Genomic DNA, 25,319 nt, shown 5'->3' on the forward strand with positions numbered 1-25,319 from the left:
TACGGACCTTTTTTATTTTAGAAATGGTTGTAGTGTAGTGAGGTTTTAAGGTAATCGCATGGTGCTGGATGCTAGGTTTCTTTCTGACAGTGCTAGGTTTCTTTTTGACAATGCTAAGTTTCTTCTAACACTGCTAGGTTTCTTTATACAACTTAACCATTTATTAAGACTACCTTACCAATCGGCGATTTGCCAAATAAATCCATTTTATTGGAAAAATTTTTAATGCCCTAATCGATAGTTTTATTGAAAGTAAAGTAGGCATAGCCAACAATTTTTTAAGTGTTGAACTTGCTGCACAGTTGAAAAGTAATTTAATTGGTTTATACAACGACAAATCAATGGTTTCTGCTGGCATTGGGAATGAAACTATAATCATTCATAATAAGTTGGTAAGAAGTGATGTGATTTATTGGCTAGATCGTAAACATAATAATAAACATGAAAATGACTTTTTCGATTTGATGGATGATTTTGTGATTTATTTAAATAGAACATGCTATACTGGTATTACAGGCTATGAATTTCATTATACCTTGTACGAGAAAGGAAGTTTCTACAAAAAACACATCGACCAATTTCAGCAAAATGGAAGTAGAGCCTATTCAATGGTGATGTATTTAAATGCAGATTGGCAACAAAATGATGGTGGAGAATTGTGCATTCATCATCTTAATAACTTGCAAAATATATCGCCTGTAAATGGAAAATCTGTCTTTTTTAAAAGCAACGAATTGGAACATGAAGTTTTGGTAACTCATCAACCAAGAATGAGTATTACAGGGTGGTTAAAAACTAACTAATCTTCAATATCAAGCAAATGCTTAATAACAGACTTGTAATTTTTGCCTACAGGGATTTGTTGATTATTCTTTAGAAAAATCATGTTTCCTTCCATGTAATGGACAAATTTTTTATTGATAATAAAAGATTTATGGATCCGAATAAACACTTCCGAAGGTAATTGTTCTTCAAAACTACTCAGCGTTCTTGGCGTTAGTAAGAAATTCAAATCGCCCCAAACTTTCACATAATTTCCTAAACTTTCTAAGTAATAAATATCGTTTAACTTAATCAATACATGTTTTTTATCTGATTTGATAGAAATCTGTTGATTATTATTAATAGGAGATGATGAAGAACTGCTAGATTTAATGGACTGATTTTTTAAATTGTGGCTTTCCAACGCTCGGTTAACCGCTTTTAAAAACCGATCAAATCGAAAAGGTTTTAAGAGATAATCGCATACAGCTAAATCAAAACTTTCTAATGCATATTCTTCGTATGCCGAAGTGATTATGACCAAAGGTTTATGTTGTAGCGTTCTCAAAAAGTCTAAACCATTTAATTTGGGCATTCTTATATCTAGAAATATCAAATCTATTTCATTGCTGCTTAAAAACTCAAGGCCTTCAGTTGCTCGATAACATTGTCCGCAAATCTCTAAAAAATGGATATCCTTACTGTATTCTAAAATCACCTCATGAGCTAAGGGCTCGTCATCTATAATTAAACAGCGTAAACTCATGATAATTTTAAATGTAGGTCTGCTTTAAAAATAGCATTATTCGAAGTGATTTCAAATGAATAAGCGTTTGGATACAGCAATTCTAAACGTTTTTTCAAATTATTAAGTCCGATTCCCGGCTTTTTATCAGTTTTATATAATTCAACAGAGTTTTCACAACTAAAGGTAAGTTCCTGCTGGGTGCAACTTAACGATAAACTCAAAAAAGCAGTTTCTTCTGCAGGTTCAATTCCATGTTTAAATGCGTTTTCTAGCAAAACAATAAGCAATAAAGGCGCAAATTGTACATCCTCATTGAGGATATGCTTTTCGAACTTTAAACTTAAAGGTTTTTTTAAGCGGATTTGTTGTAAGGCTATGTAATCTTCTAAATAATTGATTTCTTGAGTAATGGTAACCCTTTCTTCCTGCCCTTTGTAAATGGTATAGCGCATTAGTTCTGATAATCGCAAAATGCTTTCTGAGGTTTTCTCAGATTTCTGTAAACTCAATGCATATAAATTATTCAAGGTATTGAAAAAGAAATGTGGGTTTAATTGTTGCTTTAATAAATCTAATTCGGTTTGCGATTTTTCTTTCTGTAGAGAGAGGATATGTGTGTTTTGTGCACCCCATTGGATCGCCAATACAATAGGTAAACTTAATGCAATTATCGCCATGGCACCAAAACCATTTTCTAATAAAAAAGGGTTGAGCGAAAAAATATCTCTTCCAAAAATCTGATTTATAGGCAATAAAGTTAATAACTGCCCAACTATTGGATATAAAATGGCAATACAGACTAAAGCACTTAAAATATATAAAATGAGACCTTTTTGTTTTAATATTTTCGAAACTAACAATCTACTATTCACTAGAAAAAATAGATAACCACATAGATACATGAATAAAAATTGAAACGTAAAGCTTACAAAGGTCCAAAAATGAGTGATCAGCTTTGCTGGTGTAAACACAAAACCAATTAACAATTGCTCTTTTGTGTCAAAATTTGGATTGCCAATACTTGATACCGCCATAGCCGAGATAACAATAGACAATAAAACAATACTAAGTAGAACTGCATTTTCAAGGCCTATTTTCTTAATCCATTTAATGTGTTGTACCTTTTTTAAGTAGTAATAATTAGCAACTAAAATCAATTCTAAGGATACACTTGCTAAGGCTGTACCTATAAAGAGCGAAGAATCATAATTTGGATATAATAAAATGCAAACATCAGTAACAATAGGTAGGCAAATTAAAAAACAAGTTGTCCAATAGGCTAAAAACTGACGGTGAGTAAGATTGGTTATGAGAGTTGATTTATACCACGAAAAAATAAACCCTGGTAATTGAATTGGAAGAAATACGACTAAAGCTCTTAAAAATGATTTCCAACTCTCTGCATCTTTTTCTTGAACCTGAAAGATTCCTATCCATAGCCATAAACCAACAAAAGCCAAAAACTCTGCATGTTTAAGTAGGAAATTAGATAAGCTAAAGGATTTATTCATGGTGTTAAAATAATAAAAGAACAACAAATAGATTAATGGATAAAATTTAAGTGATGAAAGGTAGTTTATTCATGACAAAAGGATTTTTTATAAGAATTGAACATTTATAGTTCATGTAAACAACGTTCATCATCATTTTCGTTTCCTTCATCACATATATTTATGTAGTGCAAGTCTGTCTGCTAATTTGCATCCATCTTATTCAAAATAACATGGCAAGACTTACTATACAAAACCTTAGCAAAAGCTATACGAATGGTGTGAAAGCATTAGATAATGTGTCATTAAGCATTTCTAATGGAATGTTTGGTTTACTTGGGCCTAACGGAGCAGGTAAATCATCATTAATGCGCACCTTGGCGACTTTACAATTGCCAGATACTGGAAAAATATTTTTTGATGGAAACGATGTGCTTGAAAATCCACAACAAATGCGTACACAGCTTGGTTATTTGCCACAGGATTTTGGCGTGTATCCTAAAATATCAGCTGCCGAGTTACTGAATCACATGGCAATTTTAAAAGGATTGCAACATAAAAGTGAACGAAAAGAACAGGTATTGGCTTTGCTGCAACAAACAAACTTGTACGAAGTAAGAAAACGTTCAGTAAGTACTTTTTCTGGTGGGATGAGACAACGATTTGGTATTGCGCAGGCATTGTTGGGTAATCCGCAATTAATTATTGTTGATGAACCAACGGCTGGTTTAGACCCGCTAGAACGTAACCGTTTTCATGATTTGTTAAATGAAATAGGCGAGCAAAAAGTAGTGATGCTTTCTACACACATTGTAGAGGATGTGAATGATCTTTGTCCAGAAATGGCGGTTTTAGCAAATGGAAAACTCATTTTACAAGGTAAACCAGCAGATTTAACTTCAAAATTAAAAGGTCTGGTTTGGCATAAGGAAATAGAAAAATCAACATTGGGTGAATACACATCAGCATACAATGTAATTTCTACTCGAATAATTGCAGGTAAAATACAATTATATGTATTGGCAGATAATTGTCCAAGTGTAGGCTTCGAACCATTTTACCCAGGATTAGAAGAAGTTTATTTTGCTGCTTTATTTGGCGTTCAAACTAAGGAGGGAGCAGCATGTTAAAGTCTATGTTAAAATTTGAACTTAAATATCATTTTAGTCAGATTTCTTTTAGTATAGCAGCACTTTTGTTTTTTATATTAGGTTGTTTTTCTGCTATTCAAGGAGGTTTTGGCGGTAGCGAAGTTCACAAAAACTCGCCATATGTAATTACTAATATTGTTGCGTTATTTTCTTTGTTCTCGATATTTGCAGGTACTTTATTTAGTGCGAACGTAGTATTAAGAGACAATATTTATAAAATGGAGTCTGTAATATTTACAACTTCTGTTAAACGTTTTCCTTATTTTCTGGTTAGATTTTTAGGCTTACTAATTACCGTATTGTCCTTACTTGTACTAACTGTTTTAGGAATTTATATAGGTAGTTTTTTTGTAGATCATGAAAACCTAGGTGCCTCTAATCTCTTTAATTACCTACAGCCACTTTTTGTATTTGGTTTTCCAAACGTGCTTTTTGCCACAAGCTTAATTTTTTGCACAGCCATATTAACTAAAAATGTTCGAGCAATTTATGCTGCAGGTGTATTGCTATATATTTTATACATGGCAGCCTCTATTTTAGGCAATTCTCCATTATTAGCAACCTCAACACCAAGAGCGGAAACTTCAACTATTTTACCATTTTTAATAGACCCATTTGGCTTAGCATCTTTCTTTAGTGATACACGTAGCTGGTCAGATGTACAGCGAAATCAACAATTATTTCCAGTAAAAGAAGTGTTTTTAGCTAATCGATTGCTTTGGTTATCAGTTAGTGCGTTAGTGATTACCATAAGTTATCGGTTTTTTAATTTCAGAATACAAAACCAAAGTCAATCCAAACAAAAAGATAAAACTCAAAAACAGATTAAACTAATTCCGTTTAGACATTTCAACGTTCTTCCTGTTGGATTTAACTACAACTTTTCTACTTTCAAATCGCAATTTAAATTAGAAGTAGTTTCCTTATTTAAGCACATCCCTTTTATGGTGATGCTTTTACTCTGGATATTTATTTTCTCTGTAGAATTAAAAGATTCCATTTTATATGGGCCTTATGGTATTAAGTTTTATCCAACAACTGGCGCTATAATAGAAGAAATGAGGTCGATGAAATTTAGCCTAGTGTTACTTATTTTTTATGCTGCCGAATTAATTGCCAGAGAAAGAACAACGAATATCCAATCGTTAATTTATAGTACACCCGTTAAAAATTCGACATTGTGGGCAGCAAAATGTTTAACTCTTGGTGTTTTGGTTATAGTTTTAGTAACAGCGAATATTGGAATTGGTATTGCTTTACAAGTGTTTAATGGTTATTTAGATATCGAATTACCTAAATATCTTTCTTTATATTATTACAGCGCATTTCCGTTATTCTTGTTCATTATTCTTATTGTTTTTATTCAAAACTTAACAGCAAATAAATACTTAGGGATGATGTTAAGTATGGTGGTGGTGTTTGCGATTGTCTTTGCATCAAGACTAGGCATAGAACATTTTCTATTAAGATTTGCAACCTTACCCGACCTCCAATTCTCTTACTTCAACGGTTTCGGACATTACGCTAAAGCTTTTAATTGGTATACGTTATATTGGTTTGGTTTTGCAGGTATTCTTTCAGTTTTAACAATAGGAATGTGGCAAAGTAGTATTCAATTCACATTTTTAGAACGTTTAAAATCAATTCCAAAATCCATTTACAAATCAAAATTTGTAGTATTAACAGCAACATTAATTTGGATTTCTTGTGGTGCATTTATCTATCAGCAAACTAATATTGTAGGGAAATATAAAAACAAAAAAACACAGCTTAATTGGAGTATTAACTACGAGAAAAAATATAAACCGTTTGCTAAACTTCCTCAACCAACTATAAAGGCAATTAAAATACAAGTAGATTTATTTACAGATCAAAGTAAGTATACTGTAAAGGGAAGTTATCTTTTAAAAAATGAAACCAACCATCCAATTATTAAACTGTTGGTTTATGTAAGGCAAACAGTAAATCATTTCGAAATCTCTGTGCCAAATGCTACGAAACACGAAGTAGATGCAGAATTTAATCAACAGTTTATAGATTTAAAAACTCCATTAGAGCCTGGGGCAGAACTAAATATGGATTTCTCATTGGAAGTAATACGATCTGGTTTTGTGCCTTTTGATCCTGAAAACACAGTAGTTTCAAATGGAAGTTATATCGAATTAGAAAAATTTGTTCCTCAGTTTGGGTATAATGAAAGTATAGAAATAGACGACAACAGGTTAAGGAAAAATGCAGGATTGTCGTCTTACACTACTTCGAATTCTTACGATAGTACGTATCATTTGATAGATCTAGAAACGACTATTTCTACCGCACCAAACCAACACGTAGTTACTGTGGGTACTTTACAAAAATCATGGTTAGCCAATAATCGGCGCTATTTTAATTATAAAACAACAACACCAATTAATTTTATGTTTGCATTGAGTTCGGCGAGTTATCAAGTTAAAAAAGAGCAATATAAAGGGGTAACATTAAGCGTGTATTATCAATTAGGACATGAGTATAATGTGAAAACCATGTTCAGCGCAATAAAAGATGCATTGGATTATGGAAATAAGAATTTCAGTCCTTATCCATTAAAGGAATTTACCCTTGCCGAAATTCCTCAATATAAAGGAGCAGCAACGGCTTATCCTGGATTAATTTTTAACGCTGAAAGATTAAACTTTTTAACCAATTTCAGTGATAAGAATAAAGTAGATCAAAGTTATGCCATTACCGCACATGAAGTTGCGCATCAATGGTGGGCAAACATTCTAAGCCCAGCATATGGTAAAGGTTATGCCATGCTCACAGAATCGCTAGCCAAATACACAGAAGCTATTCTTTTAGAAAAAAAATATGGTAAAATGTATCTAAGCAATTATTTAAGAGACGATAATAACATGTATTTCTTATACCATAATCCTAATATGCCAGAGGCTCCATTAGCACAAACCATGGGGCAAAACCAAGTTCATTATCAAAAAGGCGGATTAGTGATGTACGCTACAAAAGAAATTTTAGGCAAAAAAACCGTTAACCAAGCGTTGAGTAATTTAATCGCAAAACATACAAACCCAAATCCAAGAGCTAAAACTCAAGATTTAATTGGAGCATTCTATCAACTTGCACCAGCAAATCAAAAGAAGTTTATCGACGATAGCTTTAATCAAGTGGTAAATTATCAGATGAAGGTTAAAGTTTTATCCTGCAAAGCCCTAGATAACGGAAAGTTTAGCATTGATTTACAAATAAATATAGGCGAGAATAAACAAGGAGTAGATAAATTGCTTCCACCAGATATGGATGTAGACCTTGCCTTTTTTAACAAACCGCAAATAGATTGGGATAGAAATACTAAACCTTTTTACCTAAAAAAGCACCGCTTTAATCAATTAGAAACAAACCTCACTATTGTGGCAAATCAAAAACCCAAAACAGTTGCTTTAGATCCTTATGCTTATCTATTGGACGAAAATTTAGCAGATAACATGCAAGAGATTAAATAAGTTACAGGCTTTAACCCTAAATAATTGAAGGTTAAAGCCTGTCTTTTTTCTGCTAAATTTATCTTAAATTTATCCTTAAGATAAGCCTATAAAGAGCGGAAGATTTTAAAGCATGGAAATAAAGCAATACAAAGAATTATTAACATACTGGCATCAATTTACATACTTTACGAATCGTGTAATTGGTAAAAAATCTACAATCTTAGCTAAAACTACTTTCGATTTAGATGAACATCTTAAATTGTATCATTGCATTGATAACTTTTTTTATGTTTTAGCAGATAGCGTTAATCATACTATTGTTAAAGTAGGCGGTGGGATAGAAAGCCTAACTGGTTATCAACCATCAGATTTTGAAGGAAAAGGATATTACAGTACTTTAAAAACCCATTCAATTTGGGAATTGTTAAAAATCACCAAAGGCGGAGTAAAATATTTCGAATATCTTTTTAGTAGACCAGCAGAAGACCGAAAGTATATTAAAGTGAATTATACATTTGAGTTAAAAAGAAAAGATGGCAGAAGATTTCAATGCATGAATCAAAGCATTCCTGTCTTATTTAACGATGATATGGAACCCATTTATTTTCTAAATATCATCACAGACATCAGCCTAATAAAAACAGATAAAAACGTACTGCATTACATTATAGATAGCTCTGATATTCAAAACATCAAAAGAATTGATATCAACGTTGCCATCAATTTACCAATTAACGATGATGAACTAATTTCTAAAGCCGAAAAAAGAGTATTAAGACTTATAGCAGATGGGTTAAGCAGTAAGCAAATAGCCAGCGAACTATTTCTTAGTCAACATACCATAAATACCCACAGAAGAAATATGTTAGAAAAATTAAATTGCACTTCTTCAAGCGAAATGATTAAAAAGGGCATTTTAAATGGTTGGTTATAACATGCTTGATTAAAGTTGCTGCTTTTTAGTATTATATTTAAGTATAATTAACTTAATCATAACATAAATGCTGTTTTAATTAAAAGCTAGAATCCTACTATTGGCTTTTCTTTGTTAGCACTTTAAATCATTCTTAGAATGGCAAACAGACGTTTTTTTATTAAAAGCAGCGTAGCCAGTTTAGCAATCGCTAGCCTCTCTCCGGTAGTTACCGCATTGGCGGATGCCAGTCATAATGCAGTAACAAAATCAAAGCAAAGACCTAAACTACGCTTCGCCATCGCATCTGATGGACATTATGGGCAACCAAATACAAACTACAAAAAAGACCATGAAAACATAGTTCGTTGGTTAAATGAAGCACATGATCAAAACCCATTAAACTTTGTAATTATAAATGGTGATTTAGTTCACGATAGACCAGATTTATTAGCGGAAGTTAAGAAAGAACATTACGATAAATTAAAAGTCCCATTTTACGCTCTTCCTGGAAATCATGATCATGCTGATGCTGCGATTTGGAAAACTGTTTTTGGTTACGAAGATAATTTCTCTTTCGAAAAAAATGGGGTAGGCTTTGTACTAGCCAATACTTCAGATACAAAAGGAGCTTATCTATGTCCTAACAAAGATTTTTTAAAGAGAGAGCTTGATAAATTTAATACACTTCAAACGGTATTTGTGGTTTTACATATTCCACCGCACTTTTGGGTACCCGAAAGCCCATTTGTAGAGTGCCCAGATACCATTAAGTTAATGCATAGCTATCCAAATGTAAAGGCTGTATTTCATGGGCACGATCATAGCCTCGATTCTGTTTTTTACACTGAAAAATTACCACATTTCTTCGAATTCCCACATAGGCGGAAATTGGGGCACCGAATATCGTGGTTATCGAATAGTTGAAGTAGATGAAAATAATAAAATTAGCACGTATCAAGTAAACGCTAGCCAAAATCCAACATTAAACTCAACTAAATTCTAAATCAATCTGAGTTCTATTAATATGAAAAAATCATCAATCATACTCTTTATACTAACCTTTATAACAACACCTATCTTTGCTCAATGGCCTGGAAAAGTTGCAGAAACTAATCAAATATTATTGCCAAATGGATGGAAATTAAGCCCAGCTGGGCGTTCTTTGCAATTAGGAGATTTGCCATTAAACATGCAAATAAGTTCATCAGGTAAGTATTTGGCAGTTACTAATAACGGACAAAGTACGCAGTCACTTCAATTAATTGATCCTAAAACAGAAAAAATTCTCGATGAACGTATACTCACTAAATCTTGGTACGGTTTAGCTTTCAGCAAAGATGAGCAGCACATTTACGCGTCTGGCGGAAACGATAATTGGATCCTAGATTTCCAAATAAAAAATAACAAACTAGCAAAAAGTGATACCATTAAATTAGGTCCAATTTGGCCAAAAGGCAAAATAAGTCCAGCTGGTATTGCTGTTAATAAAAGCAACACTAAATTATATACTGTAACCAAAGAAGATAGCAGTCTTTATATTATTAACCCCACCAAAAGAGAAATACAAAAAAGAATACAGTTACCAGCAATAGCATATAGTTGTGTTCTTTCTGCTGATGAAAGTAAACTATATATTTCCCTATGGGGAGGCCGTTCAGTTGCTGTAATTAACACGAGTGCAGAAACAATCACTCAAACAATCCACGTGGGCGATCATCCTAACGAACTTTTATTGACCAAAAACAGCAGCTATTTATTTGTAGCAAATGCCAATGATAACACCGTTTCTGTTATCAACACCACCACCAATAAAGTAATAGAAACCATAGCAACTACACTTTACGCAACACAATTAACAGGTTCTACTACCAACGGATTAGCGTTAAGCTCAAATGAAAAGACATTATACATCGCCAATGCAGATAATAATTGCTTAGCCGTATTCGATGTTTCGGAACCAGGAGAAAGTAAAAGTCAAGGTTTTATCCCAGTAGGATGGTACCCAACGAATGTAAAAACATTAGGCTCTAAAATAATAGTGACTAATGGCAAAGGAAATACTTCTTTAGCCAACCCACAAGGACCACAACCAATTTCTAAAGCAGATAATAGTGGTTACCAAATGGGCAGCACTGCAAATAACAGATTACAATACATCGCAGGTTTGTTTAAAGGCACGCTGTCTTCTATTGATGCCATAAAACCAGAACAATTAAAAGCATACACTAAACAAGTTTATGCCAATACACCATTTAACGATAAAAAAACAATTGAAGCAGACGGAGAAAAAGGAAATCCAATCCCGAGAAAACAAGGAGGAAAATCGCCTATTAAACATGTGTTTTATATCATTAAAGAAAACCGTACCTACGATCAAGTATTAGGTGATCTCCCACAAGGTAATGGAGATACGTCTTTGGTACTTTTCGGAAGAAAAATAACGCCAAATCAACATGCTTTTGCTGAAAATTATGTTTTGCTTGATAATTTTTATGTAGATGCAGAAGTTAGCGCCGATGGGCATAATTGGAGCATGGCAGCTTATGCAACAGATGTTGTAGAGAAAACATGGCCAACAAGCTATGGCGGTCGTGGTGGTTCAACTAGTTACGAAGGTGGTCGACCAGTTACCTACCCAAAAGGAGGCTTTATTTGGGATTATTGCCAACGAGCAGGGGTTACGTATCGCAGTTATGGTGAGTTTGGTGATTATGCAAAGGCAAACATCAAATCACTTCAAGGTCACATGTGCCCAAATTCTCCAGGCTTTGATATGGATATAACTGATCAGGTTAGAGTAGATGCATGGCAGCATGATTTCGATTCATTACTAGTTGCAGGTACAGTTCCTCAATTTAATACGCTACGTATATCAAATGATCATACTAGTGGACAGAAAAAAGGTAAAATATCACCACAAGCTGCCGTTGCAGATAACGACTTAGCCGTTGGACGCATTCTCGAACATCTATCACATAGTCCAATTTGGAAAGAATCAGTTGTTTTTATTTTAGAGGATGACGCTCAAAATGGGCCAGACCACGTAGATGCACATCGTTCTCCAGCTTATGTAGTAGGTCCATATGTAAAACGAAATAAAGTAGTGCACACCATGTATTCAACCTCTGGCTTTTTAAGAACTATGGAATTGATTTTAGGTTTACCACCAATGAGCCAGTATGATGCAGCTGCAATGCCCTTGTTCGAATGCTTTACAAGTACACCAGATTTTACTCCATATACTTTAAAACGGCCTTTGATAGATTTAAATACCCGGAATGTTGCTGTAAACGAAAGTAGTAAAAAATCAGAATTCTTCAATTTCGCAAAAGAAGATTCAGTGCCAGATTTAGAGCTAAGTGAAGTGGTATGGAAATCGGTAAAAGGAGAAAATTCAATTATGCCAGCTCCTAAAAGAAGCGCTTTCGTTATTTTAGAAAAAAAGAAAAAAGATACCGACGATAAATAAAATAATTAAAAGGGATTATCATAGACAATCTGTGTTAATCCCTTTTATCTGTGGCTACACATTCGCCTCAGCGTATTTCTTAAAACTATCTAAAATTGCTTGCCAGCCCCCACGTTGCATTTCTAAAGAATTCATATCCTCAGGTTCAAACGTCTCTATAATTTCAGTTGTATTCCCCACACTTTTAAAAGTAACGCTTACTTTTCTGCCATCGGCAATGGTGTATTCAATTAAGCTGGGTTCAATTACGTTGGTGTATACACCTTCAAAATCAAAGCTAAAACTACCATCTTTAGCAGCCATCGTAGTTTTAAAGGGACTATTTGTACGCAACTCGCCTTCAGCATAAGGAGCATGCCAATCATCAGAAGCAAAAGCCCATTGTGTAATATGTTCAGGTTTTCCCCAAAATTCCCAAACTCGTTCTATTGGAGCATTTACTACGCTCTCTATAGTAATTGTTGTCTTATTTGCTGTTTCCATGTTTAAGGTTTTAAATTAATAAGATAAAGGTAAAGCAACATTTTTAAACCCGTTAAGGGTAAATACGACAAATTTAGGGTGTGATTGTTTCTTGCAAAGCAATACTAATTAGAAACAAAAAAAGCTATCATTTCTGATAGCTTTTTAGTCGATTTTGTTTGTACTCGGAGCGGGAATCGAACCCGCACGCCTGTTGAGGGCACAGGATTTTAAGTCCTGCGTGTCTACCAGTTCCACCATCCGAGCTTAAAAGCTGATAAAGCTTTTAAAATAAATGCCTCCTGGTAGGAAGGCATTTAGAGCGAAAGACGAGATTCGAACTCGCGACCCCGACCTTGGCAAGGTCGTGCTCTACCAACTGAGCTACTTTCGCATTTTTAACACCATCCGATGTTTCCCTATTAGCAAGTGAATTTTTAAAAATCCTCTTTCCGTTTGGGAATGCAAATATAAACAGATTTATATTCCCGTCAAGAAATATTTTATAATAAATTTCACTATACAGTTAAGTTATTGGCTTTCAGTACATCAAAAATTAAATCATTTTCAAAACCTTTGCTTTGAAGGTACGTAATGAGCTTATATTTCCTTTTTACAGGTTCTTTTTCACTTAACACCCTTAGTTTTTTTTCTGCAGTTGCTAGTAAATTTGCTAAGTATTTATCACCATCAATACTACTTAATGCTTTTTGAATCAATTTATCAGGTACTTTTTTAAGCTTTAAGCCTTGTTTAATTTTTATTCTTCCCCATTTTTTGATGTTTACTTTGCCCGAAACATAAGCCATTGCAAATCTTTCTTCATTAATAAAGTTGGTTGTAATCAGTTCAGAAATTAAATCTTCAACCTCGTTTTGATGTAAACCGTATTCATACAATTTATTGCGGACTTCCTGCTGAGAACGCTCTTGATAAGCACACCAACTTTCTGCTTTAAGAAGAGCGGTTTTTTTATCTAAAATGAGTGGCTTATCTTTATGGGTATTCATAATTAATTGTTGAAATTCGTAAAAAATAACAGCAATCATGCATTTTTCTTTTTATAATGAGCGAAGAAATTAATTCCATTCAACATATTGTCCAAATATTAAAAGCAAAGGCAATTTTACCTCAGCCTGAAACTGTAATTAGAAAGCTTTTAACAGATAGTAGAACTGTAATTGATCCGGAAGGTTCTTTATTTTTTGCAGTAAAAGCACAACGTGATGGCCATGAATTTATAAGTAATGCGTATGAAAGCGGAATTAGAAATTTTGTAATATCTGATTCAGGTTATATGCAAAAATACATGGATGCTAATTTTTTGCAAGTAAACGATGTACTTCAAGCTTTACAAGAATTAGCTACGTACAAAAGAAAAGCTAATGATTTAAAAGTAATAGGTATCACAGGTAGTAATGGAAAAACCATTGTTAAAGAATGGCTATATCAATTATTAGCATCTGATTATAACATAATTCGTAGCCCTAAAAGTTTTAACTCACAAATTGGTGTGCCATTATCGGTTTGGCAAATTGAACCAGAACATACTTTAGGCATTTTTGAAGCAGGAATTTCTACAAAAGGGGAGATGGAAGCCTTGGCCGCTATCATTACTCCAACCATTGGTGTACTAACAAATATTGGAGAAGCACATGCCGAAGGTTTTGAAAATAAAACAGAGAAATTAACCGAAAAACTCAAACTATTTAAAGACGTTGAACTCTTTGTTTATGCCCCTGAATACGTTACCGAACTAAATGCAACTGATTTGCCTGGAAAAACAAAATTTTCTTGGAGTACAACTCAACCCGCAGATTTACATGTTTCTTTTATAGAACCAATTGAAGGCAAAAATTATATTAGGGCGACTTATCAGGATAGGGAAATAGAGTGTTTAATTCCTTTTAGCGATAAAGCTTCGGTAGAAAATGGAATTATTTGTTGGGCAACTTTACTTGCTATGGGTTATACGCCCGAAGAAGCAGATCTGCGTTTAGAGAAATTAACGCAAGTAAGTATGCGTTTAGAATTAATTAATGGTATAGAAAATTGCTCCATTATAGATGATTCATATAGCGCTGATATTTCTTCCTTAGCCATTGCATTAGATTTTTTAAACCTGCAGAACCAACATCCCAAGAAAACATTAATCCTTTCTGATATTTATGAAACAGGAAAGAATAATGAGGTTTTGTATACAGAAATTTCAGCTTTGCTAGAGCAGAAAAACTTAAATCGTTTAATTGGTATTGGTCCAAATATTTCGGCTTTTGCCAATTTATTTAAAATTGAATCATCATTTTATGAAAGCACACAAGCTTTTATAGAACAACTTCCAGGCATTCATTTTGCAAATGAAACTATTTTAGTGAAAGGTGCTCGTCGATTTGAATTTGGCAGAATAAGCAAGTTGCTTACTCAAAAAATACACGATACGGTTTTAGAAATTAATTTAAATGCCTTAGCATCCAACTTGCAATTTTATCGTTCTAAATTAAAATCTGGAGTAAAAGTGATGGCGATGGTTAAGGCTTTTTCTTACGGAAGTGGAAGTTTTGAAATCGCTAATTTATTGCAATACCAAAAAGTAGATTATTTGGCGGTTGCTTATGCAGATGAAGGCATCGCCCTGCGAAAAGCTGGAATTACTTTGCCAATTATGGTGATGAGTCCAGAGCCATCAGCTTTTGAAGCAATGGTTAAACATAAATTAGAACCAGAAATATACAATACAAGCATTTTAAAAAGTTTTCTGAATTTTTTACCAGAGTTCGAAGTGGATTTTCCAATACATTTAAAATTAGATACAGGAATGCATCGACTTGGTTTTGAAAAAACAGATTTGCCAGAATTAATGGATGTTTTAAAAAGCACCACTAAACTTAAAGTGATTTCCATTTTTACGCATTTAGTTGCGAGTGATAGTGCACAACACGATGGGTTTACTAGGCATCAATTAGATGAATTTTCATCATTATACACCACCATAACCAACTTGATTAATTATTATCCTTTAAAACATGCATTAAACACATCTGGTATTACTCGTTGGCCAGATGCACAATTAGATATGGTACGAATTGGCATTGGTTTATATGGTTTTGATAGTGCGTTAGATCACAATGCTGGCTTGCAAACCGTAGCTATTTTAAAAACAACGGTTACTCAGGTTAAAGTACTAAAGCCCGGAGAAACGGTAGGTTATAGCCGTAAAGGTGTTTTGCCAAATGGCGGAAAAATTGCGACTGTAAAAATCGGTTACGCTGATGGCTATAATCGAAATTTTGGTAATGGAGTAGGTAAAATGCTCATTAATGGAAAATTGGTTCCAACCATTGGCTCTATTTGTATGGACATGTGTATGCTTGATATAACTGGTTTAAATGTGAAAACTGGGGATGAAGTAATCGTATTTAATCATCAACAAACTATAGTTGATTTGGCGGGCCAAATTAATACCATTCCATATGAAATCTTAACCAATATCTCACAAAGAGTAAAACGCGTATATTTTTATGAGTAACTTTGCAGTATGAATAGGATAGGAAAGGCGATATTAAATTATCTGATTAAAGGATTATTGATTGTTGTGCCAGTTGCCTTAAGCATTTTTATTGTAGTTTGGGCGGTTACAACGGTAGATAGCTGGCTGAATGTAAATAACATTCTAGGTGTAAATCCAATTACTGGAGCAAATAGAAACATTCCAGGTTTAGGCTTAGGCTTAGTTATATTTATCATTTTAATTGCAGGTATTTTTGTAACCAATTTTGTAACTGAACCGATGTACAATTGGTTTCAGCGCATATTGAATCGGTTACCCTTACTTAATTTCATTTTTTCTTCCATTAAAGATTTAACTGAGGCTTTTGTTGGCGATGAAAAGAAATTCAATAATCCGGTGTTAGTAGAAGTTGAAGGAGGAATGAAAAGAATAGGGTTTTTAACCCAAAGTGATTTATCAAAGTTAAATTTGCCGGGAGACGTTGTTGTTTATTTTCCTTTCTCTTATTCTTTTGCAGGACAAGTTTACATTGTAAGTAAAGAAAAAATAAAACCTTTAAAAATGACAGCTGCCGAAGCAATGAAGTTAGTTGTGAGCGGTGGAGTAAGTCATTTCTAGTAGAAAATATAAAATCATTATAAAATAAAAAAGAGCCGAAATTATTCGGCTCTTTTTCGTTGAAAGATATGTGTAATCTTTAAAAATTCGGTTTCAATACATATTTATCATAGAATCTAAAGATGTGTTCTGCTGCATCTTCGGCAGTATCAACTAATCTAAATAAATTCAAATCTTCTGCATGTATATTATGCTCTTTTTCTAACATAGTTGATTTAATCCAATCAACCAATCCACCCCAGTAAGCTTTACCTACTAAAACAATTGGGAAACGAGCAACTTTACCAGTTTGAATTAAAGTTATCGCTTCAAACAATTCATCCATCGTACCCATTCCGCCAGGTAAAACAATAAACCCTTGAGAGTATTTCATGAACATTACCTTTCTAATAAAAAAGTAATCAAACTCTAATAACTTATTATGATCGATGTATTTATTATGGAACTGTTCAAAAGGCAAATCGATATTTAAACCTACAGATTTACCGCCATTCATGTGAGCTCCTTTATTACCAGCTTCCATAATACCAGGTCCACCACCAGTAATTACACCATACCCACGCTCTGTCAATAAACGACCGCATTCTACAGCCATTTCATAATATGGATTAGTTTCTGCAGTACGAGCAGAACCAAAAATACTTACACATGGCCCAATTTTAGCCAATTTCTCAAAACCATCTACAAACTCTGCCATGATTTTAAAAATCTGCCAGCTATCTGTTACTTTTATTTCTTGCCAATCTTTATTTGCAAAAGCACTTCTTATCTTTTCTTCACTTGTCATTCTTAGATATATTATGTGTTGTTCATTGGTTCATTAGCATCATTTGTTCAGTGGTGTGATGATTAGACGTTCTATACAAATGAACTAGTTAAATTGAACCAATTTAAAATTTAGTTTGTTGATCTGTTTTCTTGCTGATCAGTAATAAGCCTACAAATGTAATCAATCCGTTTACTAATATCAGTTCTACGCTAAAAACATAACCTCCCAATAACGTTTTTGAATATTCATTTAAAAAATAACACACCGCCGGAGAAAGTACACATACAAGTGGAACAAATTTATCATGAACACCACGGTTTTTAACGAATAATCCGAATGAATATAATCCTAAAAGCGGACCATAGGTGTAAGAAGCTACTTTAAAAATACCTTTTACGACAGATTCGTCATTCACTGCATTGAATAAAATTATAACGAAAAACATCAGTAGAGAGAATCCAACATGTACTAAATGTCTTTGTTTAACTGACTTTTCATTGTTCACATTTTCTTTTTTATCCATGCCTAAGAAATCTACACAGAATGATGTTGTTAAGGCAGTTAACGCACTATCAGTAGTGGCGAAAGTTGCGGCAGTTAATCCCAACATAAATACAATGGCCGGAATGGTAGCCAAATGATTTAAGGCAATTTCAGGAAATAAAAAGTCGGTACGAGGTTTTCCAGTTAGGTGATCTAATGGAATTTCTATTCCATTTTTTGTAGCATAAACATATAATAAAGCGCCAACACTTAAAAAGAAAATATTTAAGATTACAAATACACCGGTAAAGGTAAACATGTTCTTTTGAGCTTCCTTAATAGTACCCATACTAAGATTTTTTTGCATTAAATCTTGGTCTAAACCTGTCATGGCGATTGTTACAAAAATTCCACCTAACAATGCCTTACTAATATGGAAACCATTGGTCAGGAAATCTTCATAAAAGAATATTTTAGAATAACCACTATTTTTAATGGTTTCAAATGCTTGAGGAATGCTTAAATCTAAACTATTGCAAATAAAATAAATAGTTAAGAAAACCGATAATACCAAGAAAAAGGTCTGCAAAGTATCGGTTATAATGATTGTTTTTAAACCTCCTTTAAATGTATAAGACCAAATTAAACCTAAAGAAATTAGTACAGTAGCCCAAAAAGGAATGCCATAGCTATCAAAAATGAAACGTTGCAAAACAATAACTACCAAATACAGTCTAAATGCAGAACCAATTGTACGGCTAATTAAAAAGATGGAAGCTGCAGTTTTATAGCTATAATAACCTAAACGCTGTTCTATGTAACTATAAATTGAAGTTAACTTCATTCTATAGTAAAGAGGAAGCAGTACTGTGGCAATAATAATAAAGCCAATTGCGTTTCCTAAAACAAACTGAAAGTACTGAAACTGGTTCCCGGTAGGAGCACCAACTTCTCCAGGAACGGAAATAAAAGTTACTCCAGATAAAGCTGTTCCAATCATTCCGAAGGCAACTAAATACCATTTAGAATTTCTATTGGCAATAAAAAAAGTCGAGTTGTCAGAAGATTTTCTTGATGTAGCGAACGCGATAATAATTAAAAGGACAAAATATCCGATTAAGAAACAAAGTAATATGGTTGGACTCATAATTTATATTTAGCTTCTAAATGTAAGAATTTACAATTTTAAATCAATTGCTTGGTTAAAAATAATTAAACGATAGTGTAATAGTCCATCAAATTCTAAGCTATGTTGATCGTTAAATCTTTTTGTAATATTTCATATCTTGGCTATCAATCCACACCATTTTAATTAAATTTGTAAAATGAACTTTTCTTCTCAGCTGCTTGAAGATGCAGTAAACGAATTTGCAAAATTACCAGGTGTGGGCCAAAAAACTGCACTGCGTTTGGTTTTACATTTATTGGGGAAAGAGCAAGAAGAAGTTTCTCACTTTGGCAATACCTTAATTAGACTAAAAGAAGAAATTAAACATTGTAGTGTTTGTCATAACATATCCGATCATCATACTTGTAGTATTTGTACGGCTGTAAAACGCGAAAAGGAAATTATTTGCGTAGTAGAAGATACCCGTGATGTGATGGCAATAGAAAATACCAATCAATTTTTTGGTGTGTACCATGTTTTAGGAGGATTAATTTCTCCAATGGATGGTATTGGTCCATCAGATTTATTTATTGATAGCCTAGTACAACGTGTAGCTACAACACCAGTAAAAGAAATTATTTTAGCTTTAAGTGCAAATATGGAAGGAGATACTACGCTGTTTTACCTTCATAAAAGATTAAAAGATTTCCAAATTCCTATCACCACAATTGCCCGTGGTATCGCCTTTGGCGGAGAATTAGAATATGCTGATGAAATTACTTTAGGCCGTTCTATTTTGACTAGAATTCCTTATGAAGGCTCTTTTATTAAATAAAATTGGATGAAGAAATTAACTGGTTTTACAGTATTAGTATTACTCGCTATCTCGAGCTTTGCGCAGATTAAAATACATTCTCATAATGATTATACTCATGCTCAACCTTTAACAGAAGCGTACTCCAATCAAGCATATGAAATTGAAGCTGATGTTTTTCTAATCAAGGATTCGCTGATTGTTGCACATAGTAAAAAGGATAAAAACCTAACTAGAACGATTGGTGCGATGTATTTGTCGCCGATTGCCCAATTGCAAAAAGATAAAGGCAAAAAGTATAGTTTCCGTTTAATGATTGATATTAAGGATAATTGGGATTTAACGTATCCCGCATTGCGAAAAGAAATAGAAAAATATGGGGCTGTCTTTAATAGAAGTAAGTATAAAAATGCTATTCAAATTGTAATTAGCGGGAATAGACCTTCAGATTCAACTTTCCGCACATATCCTAAATGGCTATTTTTTGATGGCTTACCAAACATCAGTTATTCGAAAGAAGATTTGAAACGCGTAACTATGATTAGCGATAATTTTGTAACCTATTCAAAATGGGGAGGAAATGGTGAAATTCCGACAGAAGATAAAATTAAGCTGAAGGCAGTTATAGAAAAAGCACACAAACTGAATAAACCAATTCGTTTTTGGGGAGCACCTGATACAAAAGAATGTTGGCAGCAATTACGTGATTTAGGCGTAGATATTATAAATACAGATAAAATAAGCGAGTGTAAAGCTTACTTTGAACAACGTAAATAATGGATTTTAAGAATAAAGTAGTCATCATTACTGGCGCCTCATCGGGTATTGGTAAAGCATTAGCAGAAGAATTAGCAAAACGTGGCGCAAATTTAGTTTTAGGTGCTCGTCAGTACGTAACACTCTGTGAAATTACAGCAGAGCTGGAAAAGAACTTTCAAATTAAAGCATTAGCTGTGCAAGCTGATGTGAGTAAAGAAGAAGATTGTGCTGAATTAGTTAAACAAGCCATCAATACATTTGGTAGAGTTGATGTACTCATTAATAACGCTGGACTTTCCATGCGTGCTTTGTTTAAAGATTTAGATTTATCGGTAATCAAAAACTTAATGGATGTGAATTTCTGGGGGACTGTATATTGCACAAAATATGCTTTACCAGAGATTTTGAAAACCAAAGGTACCATTGTTGGCGTATCTTCTATTGCAGGATATAGAGGCTTACCAGGAAGAACGGGTTATTCATCTTCAAAATTTGCTATGAATGGTTTTATGGAATCTTTACGTACTGAATTATTAAAAACAGGTGTACATGTAATGGTTGCTTGTCCAGGTTTTACAACATCAAATATCCGTGTTGCAGCATTAGCAAAAGATGGGATGGCGCATGGCGAAACAAGTATGGAGGAAGGGAAAATGATGACAGCCGAAGAAGTAGCGATTAGAATTAGTGATGGAATTACAGCTAGAAAACGCACTTTAATTATGACCGGGCAAGGTAAATTGGCAGTTTGGATGAATAAGCTTTTTCCTGCATTCACCGATAAAAAAGTATTTGAACTTTTTGCTAAAGAGAAAAATCCATTGATAAAATAATGCGCTTTAAATTAATACTTATGATTTTCGCTTTCCTCGGTCAGATTTTTACTGGCTCTGCCCAAATACGTGTCGAAAAAAATATTAATTATGCAGGCAATACCGACGAAGCAAATACTTTAAATATTTACCATAAAAAAGGAGAACTGCAAAACCAAGATGTAATTGTTTTTATTCATGGAGGTTCTTGGAGCAGCGGTAAGAAAGAAACCTATTGGTGGTTGGGTAGAAATTTAGCAAAAAATAATATCGTAACTGCCGTAATTAATTATCCTTTAGCGCCAAATGCAACCTATAAAGAAATGGCTTTAGCAAGTGCAAAAGCAGTGAAATGGGTTAAGGATAGTATTATAAATTATGGAGGGAATCCAAATCGTATTTTTGTGATGGGGCATTCTGCAGGTGGACATTTATGCGAACTAATTAATGCAGATCCACAATTTTTTGCGGCTGTTGGAATCTCAAATCCAATAAAAGGTGTGATATTAAATGATGCTTTTGGATTAGATATGGACGAATACTTAACTAAAGCAGCAAGAGATGAAAACTACGCCGATTTTATTAGAACGTTTAGTGCTGAACAAAAGACCTGGCAGTTAGGTTCACCTTTGTTTTATATAAAGAATAGTACAAATCCTCATCTTATTTTTTATGGCACTAAAACGTATGAAGCAATACAGCTTCAGTCTGAACGAATTTACAAAACACTTCAATCTCAAAATGTGCCTGTAAAACTAGAAATAATTGAAGGTAAGAAGCATGTAGGCATGATTAGTCAGATGGTTTTTGGTAGCAACCGATTATATAAAAGTATTATAGAATTTTTGAAGGAAACAAAATAACCTATGTTAATCTAATTCTATATTCTTAATTAATTTGAAGAAAGATTTTGTAAATACTAAAAACTATTCCATATTTGTGGCAGAATGATACAGATAAACGTAAATAAAAACTGGTGGTGGCATAACGCAATAGCGTGATGTAACCTTTTTTTGTACGTTTTATTTTTTATAAAAATATAGTAAAGGTTGCTTGTAAAAGGCAACCTTTTTTGTTTTATACCCATGAAGAAAATACTTAACCACTTATTCGAAAACAAAACCTTTAGCAGAGGAGAAGCACAAAAAATTCTGACCTCAATTTCTTTGGGAGAGTTTAATAGTTCGCAAATTGCAGCATTTATTACGGCCTATGGTATGAGAAATATTACTGTAGAAGAATTGCAAGGCTTCCGCGATTCGATGTTAGATTTATGCTTAAAAATTAATTTCTCTGACTACGAACTAGTAGATCTTTGCGGTACAGGTGGCGATGGGAAAGACACCTTTAATATCTCTACTTTAGCATCCTTCGTTGTAGCAGGTGCAGGTCATAAAGTAGCTAAACATGGTAATTATGGAGTTTCTTCGGGCTGCGGATCAAGTAACGTAATGGAATACTTAGGCTATAGGTTTACCAATGATGAAGCTAAACTAAAACGTAGTTTAGACCAAGCTGGTATTTGTTTTTTACATGCACCATTGTTTAATCCAGCTATGAAAACTGTAGCGCCGATACGAAAAGAATTAGGTGTGAAAACTTTCTTCAATATGCTAGGGCCAATGGTAAATCCGGCACAACCGAAAAACCAAATTGTTGGTGTTTTTAGCTTAGAGTTAGCACGTTTATATGCCTATTTATATCAACAAACTGATAAAAATTATACGATAATTCATGCAGTAGATGGATTTGATGAAGTTTCTTTAACCTGCGATTTTAAAACTTTTAGTAAAAAAGGAGAAGCATTACATAAAATATCAGATTTAGGCTTCGAAGAAATTAGCGAAAAAGAAATTCAAGGTGGTAATGCAGTTGAATCATCTGCAGCTATTTTTACCAATATATTAAGTGGAAAGGGCACTGATGCGCAAACTAACGTGGTTTTATGTAATGCTGCTTTGGCAATTCAAACCATAAAACAAGGTAGTAGCTTCGCTGATTGCTTTTACGAAGCAGAAGAATCGTTAATGAATAAAAAAGCGTTGAATAGTTTTACAAAATTGATAGCTGTTAATTAAAGATGAGGTTGAAAATAAAAGTTTGCGGAATGACACAAGCAGCTAATATTGCTACCGTTGCAGAATTGCATCCAGACTATTTGGGTTTTATTTTCTATCCAAAATCCCCGCGTTTAATAAGTGAGGTGACAGTAGAGCTTATTAAATATATACCCTCAACGATAAAGACAACAGGAGTTTTTGTAAATGAAGGGCTAGAAGTTGTTAAAGCTTATATATTCAGATGCAACTTAAAAGCAGTGCAATTACATGGAAATGAAAGCGTAAGTTATTGCGAAGAAATAAAATCTACTGGCGTGGAAGTAATTAAAGCTTTTGGAGTGGATGAAAACTTCGATTTCTCTTTATTACAAGCTTACTTAAATGTAGTTGATTATTTCTTATTCGATACACAAACACCAGCTCATGGAGGTTCTGGCAAAGTATTCGATTGGAAATTATTAGAGAAATACTCATTTGACACGCCTTACTTTTTAAGCGGAGGCATTGATTTATCACACGCAACAACACTAAAAGAAATAAATGATCCAAGGCTTTATACTATAGATGTAAATAGCAAATTTGAACTAGAGCCAGGATTGAAAAACGTAGAGAAATTAAAAGAATTTTTTGCAGCAATGCATTCATTACCGTTGGCTTAACCACGGCTAGAAAATAATAATTATGAACTATTTTGTAAACGAGAAAGGTTATTACGGAGATTTCGGTGGAGCATATATTCCGGAAATGCTATATCCAAATGTTGAAGAGTTAAGACAACAGTATTTGTCAATTATTCACGAAGAAAGCTTCCAGCAAGAATTTAAAGCTTTGCTTAAAGATTATGTTGGCCGCCCATCGCCATTGTATTTGGCTAAACGTTTGTCTGAAAAGTATGGCGCAAATATTTTCTTAAAACGAGAGGATTTAAACCATACAGGTGCGCACAAAATAAATAACACCATCGGACAAATTTTACTAGCTGAGCGCTTGGGCAAAAAACGTATCATTGCAGAAACTGGCGCAGGTCAGCATGGCGTAGCAACCGCAACAGTTTGTGCGTTACGCGGTTTAGAATGTGTGGTATACATGGGAGAAGTGGACATTAAACGTCAAGCACCAAACGTGGCACGAATGAAAATGTTAGGCGCAAAAGTTGTTCCAGCAACATCAGGTAGTAAAACCTTAAAAGATGCCACTAATGAAGCCATGAGGGATTGGATTAACAACCCTGTTGATACACATTATATCATTGGTTCAGTAGTTGGTCCACATCCTTATCCAGATATGGTTTCTATTTTTCAATCCATAATTTCCGAAGAAACAAAAAAACAATTACTGGAGCAAACTGGCAAAGATCAGCCCGATTATGTAATGGCTTGTGTAGGCGGAGGTAGTAATGCAGCTGGTATGTTTTACCATTTTATCAACGATGAAAATGTAAAGCTAATCGCTGTAGAAGCTGGGGGTAAAGGTGTTAATTCTGGTTTATCTGCCGCAACAACCTATTTAGGTAAAGAAGGTGTTTTGCATGGTAGTAGAAGTATTTTAATGCAAACACCAGATGGACAAGTAGTAGAACCGCATTCGGTTTCTGCAGGACTAGATTATCCAGGTATTGGCCCACAACACGCACATTTATTTAAAACTGGCCGTGGAGAATATGTTTCAATTACCGATGATGAATCGCTAAATGCAGGTTTATTATTAACTCAATTAGAAGGAATTATCCCAGCTATTGAAAGTGCTCATGCCTTAGCCTATTTAGAATACATGAAATTTAAAGGAGACGAAAACGTAGTCGTTTGTTTATCCGGTAGGGGAGACAAAGACATGGAAACATATATGCAATATTTTGGATTGTAAAACCGTCATGCTGAATTTATTTCAGCATCTTTTTAGCAAGGCTCTGAA

Annotated in this window: 21 protein-coding genes and 2 tRNA genes; 15 read left to right on the forward strand and 8 right to left on the reverse strand. The window is 33.8% G+C overall.

Annotated elements, in window-relative coordinates; all coding sequences use genetic code 11:
- Nucleotides 1-302 precede the first annotated feature (302 nt).
- On the forward strand, nucleotides 303-803 hold the full coding sequence (locus ACHMWN_RS10985) for a 2OG-Fe(II) oxygenase (protein ID WP_397300830.1): 501 nt from the start codon (nucleotides 303-305) through the stop codon (nucleotides 801-803).
- On the opposite strand, the gene ACHMWN_RS10990 is transcribed toward ACHMWN_RS10985, so the two are convergent.
- Both ACHMWN_RS10990 and ACHMWN_RS10995 read right to left on the reverse strand, forming a co-directional pair.
- A complete protein-coding gene (locus ACHMWN_RS10990; RefSeq protein WP_397300832.1) occupies nucleotides 800-1,528 on the reverse strand; it encodes a LytR/AlgR family response regulator transcription factor in 729 nt (242 codons plus the stop codon). The two genes, ACHMWN_RS10985 and ACHMWN_RS10990, sit on opposite strands and share 4 nt — an antisense overlap.
- Nucleotides 1,525-3,021 (reverse strand): sensor histidine kinase, encoded by a 1,497-nt coding sequence (locus tag ACHMWN_RS10995; protein WP_397300835.1) that lies wholly within the window; start codon nucleotides 3,019-3,021, stop codon nucleotides 1,525-1,527. Before ACHMWN_RS10995 ends, ACHMWN_RS10990 begins: the two co-directional genes overlap by 4 nt.
- A 212-nt stretch (nucleotides 3,022-3,233) precedes the next feature.
- On the opposite strand from ACHMWN_RS10995, the gene ACHMWN_RS11000 reads away from it, so the two are divergent.
- The 5 genes from ACHMWN_RS11000 (at nucleotide 3,234) to ACHMWN_RS11020 (ending at nucleotide 12,015) form a co-directional block, all read left to right on the forward strand.
- Nucleotides 3,234-4,130, forward strand: a complete 897-nt coding sequence (locus ACHMWN_RS11000; protein ID WP_397300838.1) for an ABC transporter ATP-binding protein — start codon at nucleotides 3,234-3,236, stop codon at nucleotides 4,128-4,130.
- A gap of 5 nt (nucleotides 4,131-4,135) precedes the next feature.
- Nucleotides 4,136-7,648 carry a M1 family aminopeptidase gene (locus ACHMWN_RS11005; protein ID WP_397300840.1) on the forward strand — a complete coding sequence of 1,171 codons (3,513 nt, stop codon included), beginning with the start codon at nucleotides 4,136-4,138 and terminating at the stop codon, nucleotides 7,646-7,648.
- 112 nt (nucleotides 7,649-7,760) lie between these two features.
- Entirely contained in the window at nucleotides 7,761-8,564 is an 804-nt protein-coding gene (locus tag ACHMWN_RS11010; protein WP_397300842.1) for a LuxR C-terminal-related transcriptional regulator, read from the forward strand.
- 138 nt (nucleotides 8,565-8,702) lie between these two features.
- A complete protein-coding gene (locus ACHMWN_RS11015) occupies nucleotides 8,703-9,470 on the forward strand; it encodes a metallophosphoesterase family protein (RefSeq protein ID WP_397300844.1) in 768 nt (255 codons plus the stop codon).
- Nucleotides 9,471-9,570: 100 nt separating this feature from the next.
- Nucleotides 9,571-12,015 carry a bifunctional YncE family protein/alkaline phosphatase family protein gene (locus ACHMWN_RS11020; protein WP_397300847.1) on the forward strand — a complete coding sequence of 815 codons (2,445 nt, stop codon included), beginning with the start codon at nucleotides 9,571-9,573 and terminating at the stop codon, nucleotides 12,013-12,015.
- A 54-nt stretch (nucleotides 12,016-12,069) separates the two neighbouring features.
- On the opposite strand, the gene ACHMWN_RS11025 is transcribed toward ACHMWN_RS11020, so the two are convergent.
- From ACHMWN_RS11025 to ACHMWN_RS11040, 4 genes are all read right to left on the reverse strand, one after another.
- Entirely contained in the window at nucleotides 12,070-12,498 is a 429-nt protein-coding gene (locus ACHMWN_RS11025; RefSeq protein WP_397300849.1) for an SRPBCC family protein, read from the reverse strand.
- 161 nt (nucleotides 12,499-12,659) lie between these two features.
- Nucleotides 12,660-12,744: transfer RNA gene (locus ACHMWN_RS11030), tRNA-Leu, on the reverse strand.
- A gap of 54 nt (nucleotides 12,745-12,798) precedes the next feature.
- Nucleotides 12,799-12,871 (reverse strand) — tRNA-Gly (locus ACHMWN_RS11035).
- Nucleotides 12,872-12,995: 124 nt separating this feature from the next.
- Complete coding sequence (locus tag ACHMWN_RS11040; protein ID WP_397300852.1) at nucleotides 12,996-13,526, reverse strand: regulatory protein RecX; 531 nt, start codon at nucleotides 13,524-13,526, stop codon at nucleotides 12,996-12,998.
- 17 nt (nucleotides 13,527-13,543) lie between these two features.
- Here ACHMWN_RS11040 and ACHMWN_RS11045 point away from each other — a divergent pair, with 17 nt between their 5' ends.
- Both ACHMWN_RS11045 and ACHMWN_RS11050 read left to right on the forward strand, forming a co-directional pair.
- Entirely contained in the window at nucleotides 13,544-16,003 is a 2,460-nt protein-coding gene (locus ACHMWN_RS11045) for a bifunctional UDP-N-acetylmuramoyl-tripeptide:D-alanyl-D-alanine ligase/alanine racemase (RefSeq protein ID WP_397300855.1), read from the forward strand.
- Between the two features lie 9 nt (nucleotides 16,004-16,012).
- Nucleotides 16,013-16,603 carry a DUF502 domain-containing protein gene (locus tag ACHMWN_RS11050; RefSeq protein WP_397300858.1) on the forward strand — a complete coding sequence of 197 codons (591 nt, stop codon included), beginning with the start codon at nucleotides 16,013-16,015 and terminating at the stop codon, nucleotides 16,601-16,603.
- 79 nt (nucleotides 16,604-16,682) lie between these two features.
- Here the strand turns inward: ACHMWN_RS11050 and ACHMWN_RS11055 are convergent, their stop codons facing one another.
- Together ACHMWN_RS11055 and ACHMWN_RS11060 are read right to left on the reverse strand one after the other, a co-directional pair.
- Complete coding sequence (locus tag ACHMWN_RS11055) at nucleotides 16,683-17,390, reverse strand: TIGR00730 family Rossman fold protein (RefSeq protein WP_397300861.1); 708 nt, start codon at nucleotides 17,388-17,390, stop codon at nucleotides 16,683-16,685.
- Nucleotides 17,391-17,493: 103 nt separating this feature from the next.
- Nucleotides 17,494-19,002, reverse strand: coding sequence for a sodium:solute symporter (locus ACHMWN_RS11060; protein ID WP_397300863.1), 1,509 nt, complete (start codon nucleotides 19,000-19,002; stop codon nucleotides 17,494-17,496).
- A 178-nt stretch (nucleotides 19,003-19,180) separates the two neighbouring features.
- Here ACHMWN_RS11060 and recR point away from each other — a divergent pair, with 178 nt between their 5' ends.
- From recR to trpB, 7 genes are all read left to right on the forward strand, one after another.
- A complete protein-coding gene (recR, locus tag ACHMWN_RS11065; RefSeq protein ID WP_397300866.1) occupies nucleotides 19,181-19,798 on the forward strand; it encodes a recombination mediator RecR in 618 nt (205 codons plus the stop codon).
- Nucleotides 19,799-19,804: 6 nt separating this feature from the next.
- The gene (locus tag ACHMWN_RS11070; protein WP_397300869.1) at nucleotides 19,805-20,554 is read left to right on the forward strand and encodes a phosphatidylinositol-specific phospholipase C/glycerophosphodiester phosphodiesterase family protein; all 750 of its coding nucleotides are present in this window, start codon (nucleotides 19,805-19,807) and stop codon (nucleotides 20,552-20,554) included.
- On the forward strand, nucleotides 20,554-21,369 hold the full coding sequence (locus ACHMWN_RS11075) for an SDR family oxidoreductase (RefSeq protein ID WP_397300871.1): 816 nt from the start codon (nucleotides 20,554-20,556) through the stop codon (nucleotides 21,367-21,369). Before ACHMWN_RS11070 ends, ACHMWN_RS11075 begins: the two co-directional genes overlap by 1 nt.
- A gap of 20 nt (nucleotides 21,370-21,389) precedes the next feature.
- On the forward strand, nucleotides 21,390-22,211 hold the full coding sequence (locus ACHMWN_RS11080; protein ID WP_397300873.1) for an alpha/beta hydrolase: 822 nt from the start codon (nucleotides 21,390-21,392) through the stop codon (nucleotides 22,209-22,211).
- Nucleotides 22,212-22,433: 222 nt separating this feature from the next.
- Nucleotides 22,434-23,426: an anthranilate phosphoribosyltransferase gene (gene trpD / locus ACHMWN_RS11085; protein ID WP_397300876.1), complete on the forward strand. Its 993-nt coding sequence runs from the start codon at nucleotides 22,434-22,436 to the stop codon at nucleotides 23,424-23,426.
- Nucleotides 23,427-23,428: 2 nt separating this feature from the next.
- Entirely contained in the window at nucleotides 23,429-24,067 is a 639-nt protein-coding gene (locus tag ACHMWN_RS11090) for a phosphoribosylanthranilate isomerase (RefSeq protein ID WP_397300878.1), read from the forward strand.
- 22 nt (nucleotides 24,068-24,089) lie between these two features.
- Nucleotides 24,090-25,271 carry a tryptophan synthase subunit beta gene (gene trpB, locus ACHMWN_RS11095; protein WP_397300880.1) on the forward strand — a complete coding sequence of 394 codons (1,182 nt, stop codon included), beginning with the start codon at nucleotides 24,090-24,092 and terminating at the stop codon, nucleotides 25,269-25,271.
- The last annotated feature ends 48 nt before the right edge of the window (nucleotides 25,272-25,319 follow it).

This window comes from Pedobacter sp. UC225_61 (genome assembly GCF_044452285.1).
Classification (GTDB): domain Bacteria; phylum Bacteroidota; class Bacteroidia; order Sphingobacteriales; family Sphingobacteriaceae; genus Pedobacter.

Coding starts and splice junctions, on each gene's coding strand:
- ACHMWN_RS11090 (WP_397300878.1), top strand. CDS start 23,429: ATGAGGTTGAAAATAAAAGTTTGCGGAATGACACAAGCAGCTAATATT.
- ACHMWN_RS11015 (WP_397300844.1), top strand. CDS start 8,703: ATGGCAAACAGACGTTTTTTTATTAAAAGCAGCGTAGCCAGTTTAGCA.
- ACHMWN_RS11020 (WP_397300847.1), top strand. CDS start 9,571: ATGAAAAAATCATCAATCATACTCTTTATACTAACCTTTATAACAACA.
- ACHMWN_RS11055 (WP_397300861.1), bottom strand. CDS start 17,390: ATGACAAGTGAAGAAAAGATAAGAAGTGCTTTTGCAAATAAAGATTGG.
- ACHMWN_RS11080 (WP_397300873.1), top strand. CDS start 21,390: ATGATTTTCGCTTTCCTCGGTCAGATTTTTACTGGCTCTGCCCAAATA.
- ACHMWN_RS11050 (WP_397300858.1), top strand. CDS start 16,013: ATGAATAGGATAGGAAAGGCGATATTAAATTATCTGATTAAAGGATTA.
- ACHMWN_RS11040 (WP_397300852.1), bottom strand. CDS start 13,526: ATGATTGCTGTTATTTTTTACGAATTTCAACAATTAATTATGAATACC.
- ACHMWN_RS11000 (WP_397300838.1), top strand. CDS start 3,234: ATGGCAAGACTTACTATACAAAACCTTAGCAAAAGCTATACGAATGGT.
- ACHMWN_RS11045 (WP_397300855.1), top strand. CDS start 13,544: ATGAGCGAAGAAATTAATTCCATTCAACATATTGTCCAAATATTAAAA.
- ACHMWN_RS11005 (WP_397300840.1), top strand. CDS start 4,136: ATGTTAAAATTTGAACTTAAATATCATTTTAGTCAGATTTCTTTTAGT.
- trpD (WP_397300876.1), top strand. CDS start 22,434: ATGAAGAAAATACTTAACCACTTATTCGAAAACAAAACCTTTAGCAGA.
- ACHMWN_RS11010 (WP_397300842.1), top strand. CDS start 7,761: ATGGAAATAAAGCAATACAAAGAATTATTAACATACTGGCATCAATTT.
- ACHMWN_RS11060 (WP_397300863.1), bottom strand. CDS start 19,002: ATGAGTCCAACCATATTACTTTGTTTCTTAATCGGATATTTTGTCCTT.
- recR (WP_397300866.1), top strand. CDS start 19,181: ATGAACTTTTCTTCTCAGCTGCTTGAAGATGCAGTAAACGAATTTGCA.
- trpB (WP_397300880.1), top strand. CDS start 24,090: ATGAACTATTTTGTAAACGAGAAAGGTTATTACGGAGATTTCGGTGGA.
- ACHMWN_RS11075 (WP_397300871.1), top strand. CDS start 20,554: ATGGATTTTAAGAATAAAGTAGTCATCATTACTGGCGCCTCATCGGGT.
- ACHMWN_RS11070 (WP_397300869.1), top strand. CDS start 19,805: ATGAAGAAATTAACTGGTTTTACAGTATTAGTATTACTCGCTATCTCG.
- ACHMWN_RS10995 (WP_397300835.1), bottom strand. CDS start 3,021: ATGAATAAATCCTTTAGCTTATCTAATTTCCTACTTAAACATGCAGAG.
- ACHMWN_RS10990 (WP_397300832.1), bottom strand. CDS start 1,528: ATGAGTTTACGCTGTTTAATTATAGATGACGAGCCCTTAGCTCATGAG.
- ACHMWN_RS11025 (WP_397300849.1), bottom strand. CDS start 12,498: ATGGAAACAGCAAATAAGACAACAATTACTATAGAGAGCGTAGTAAAT.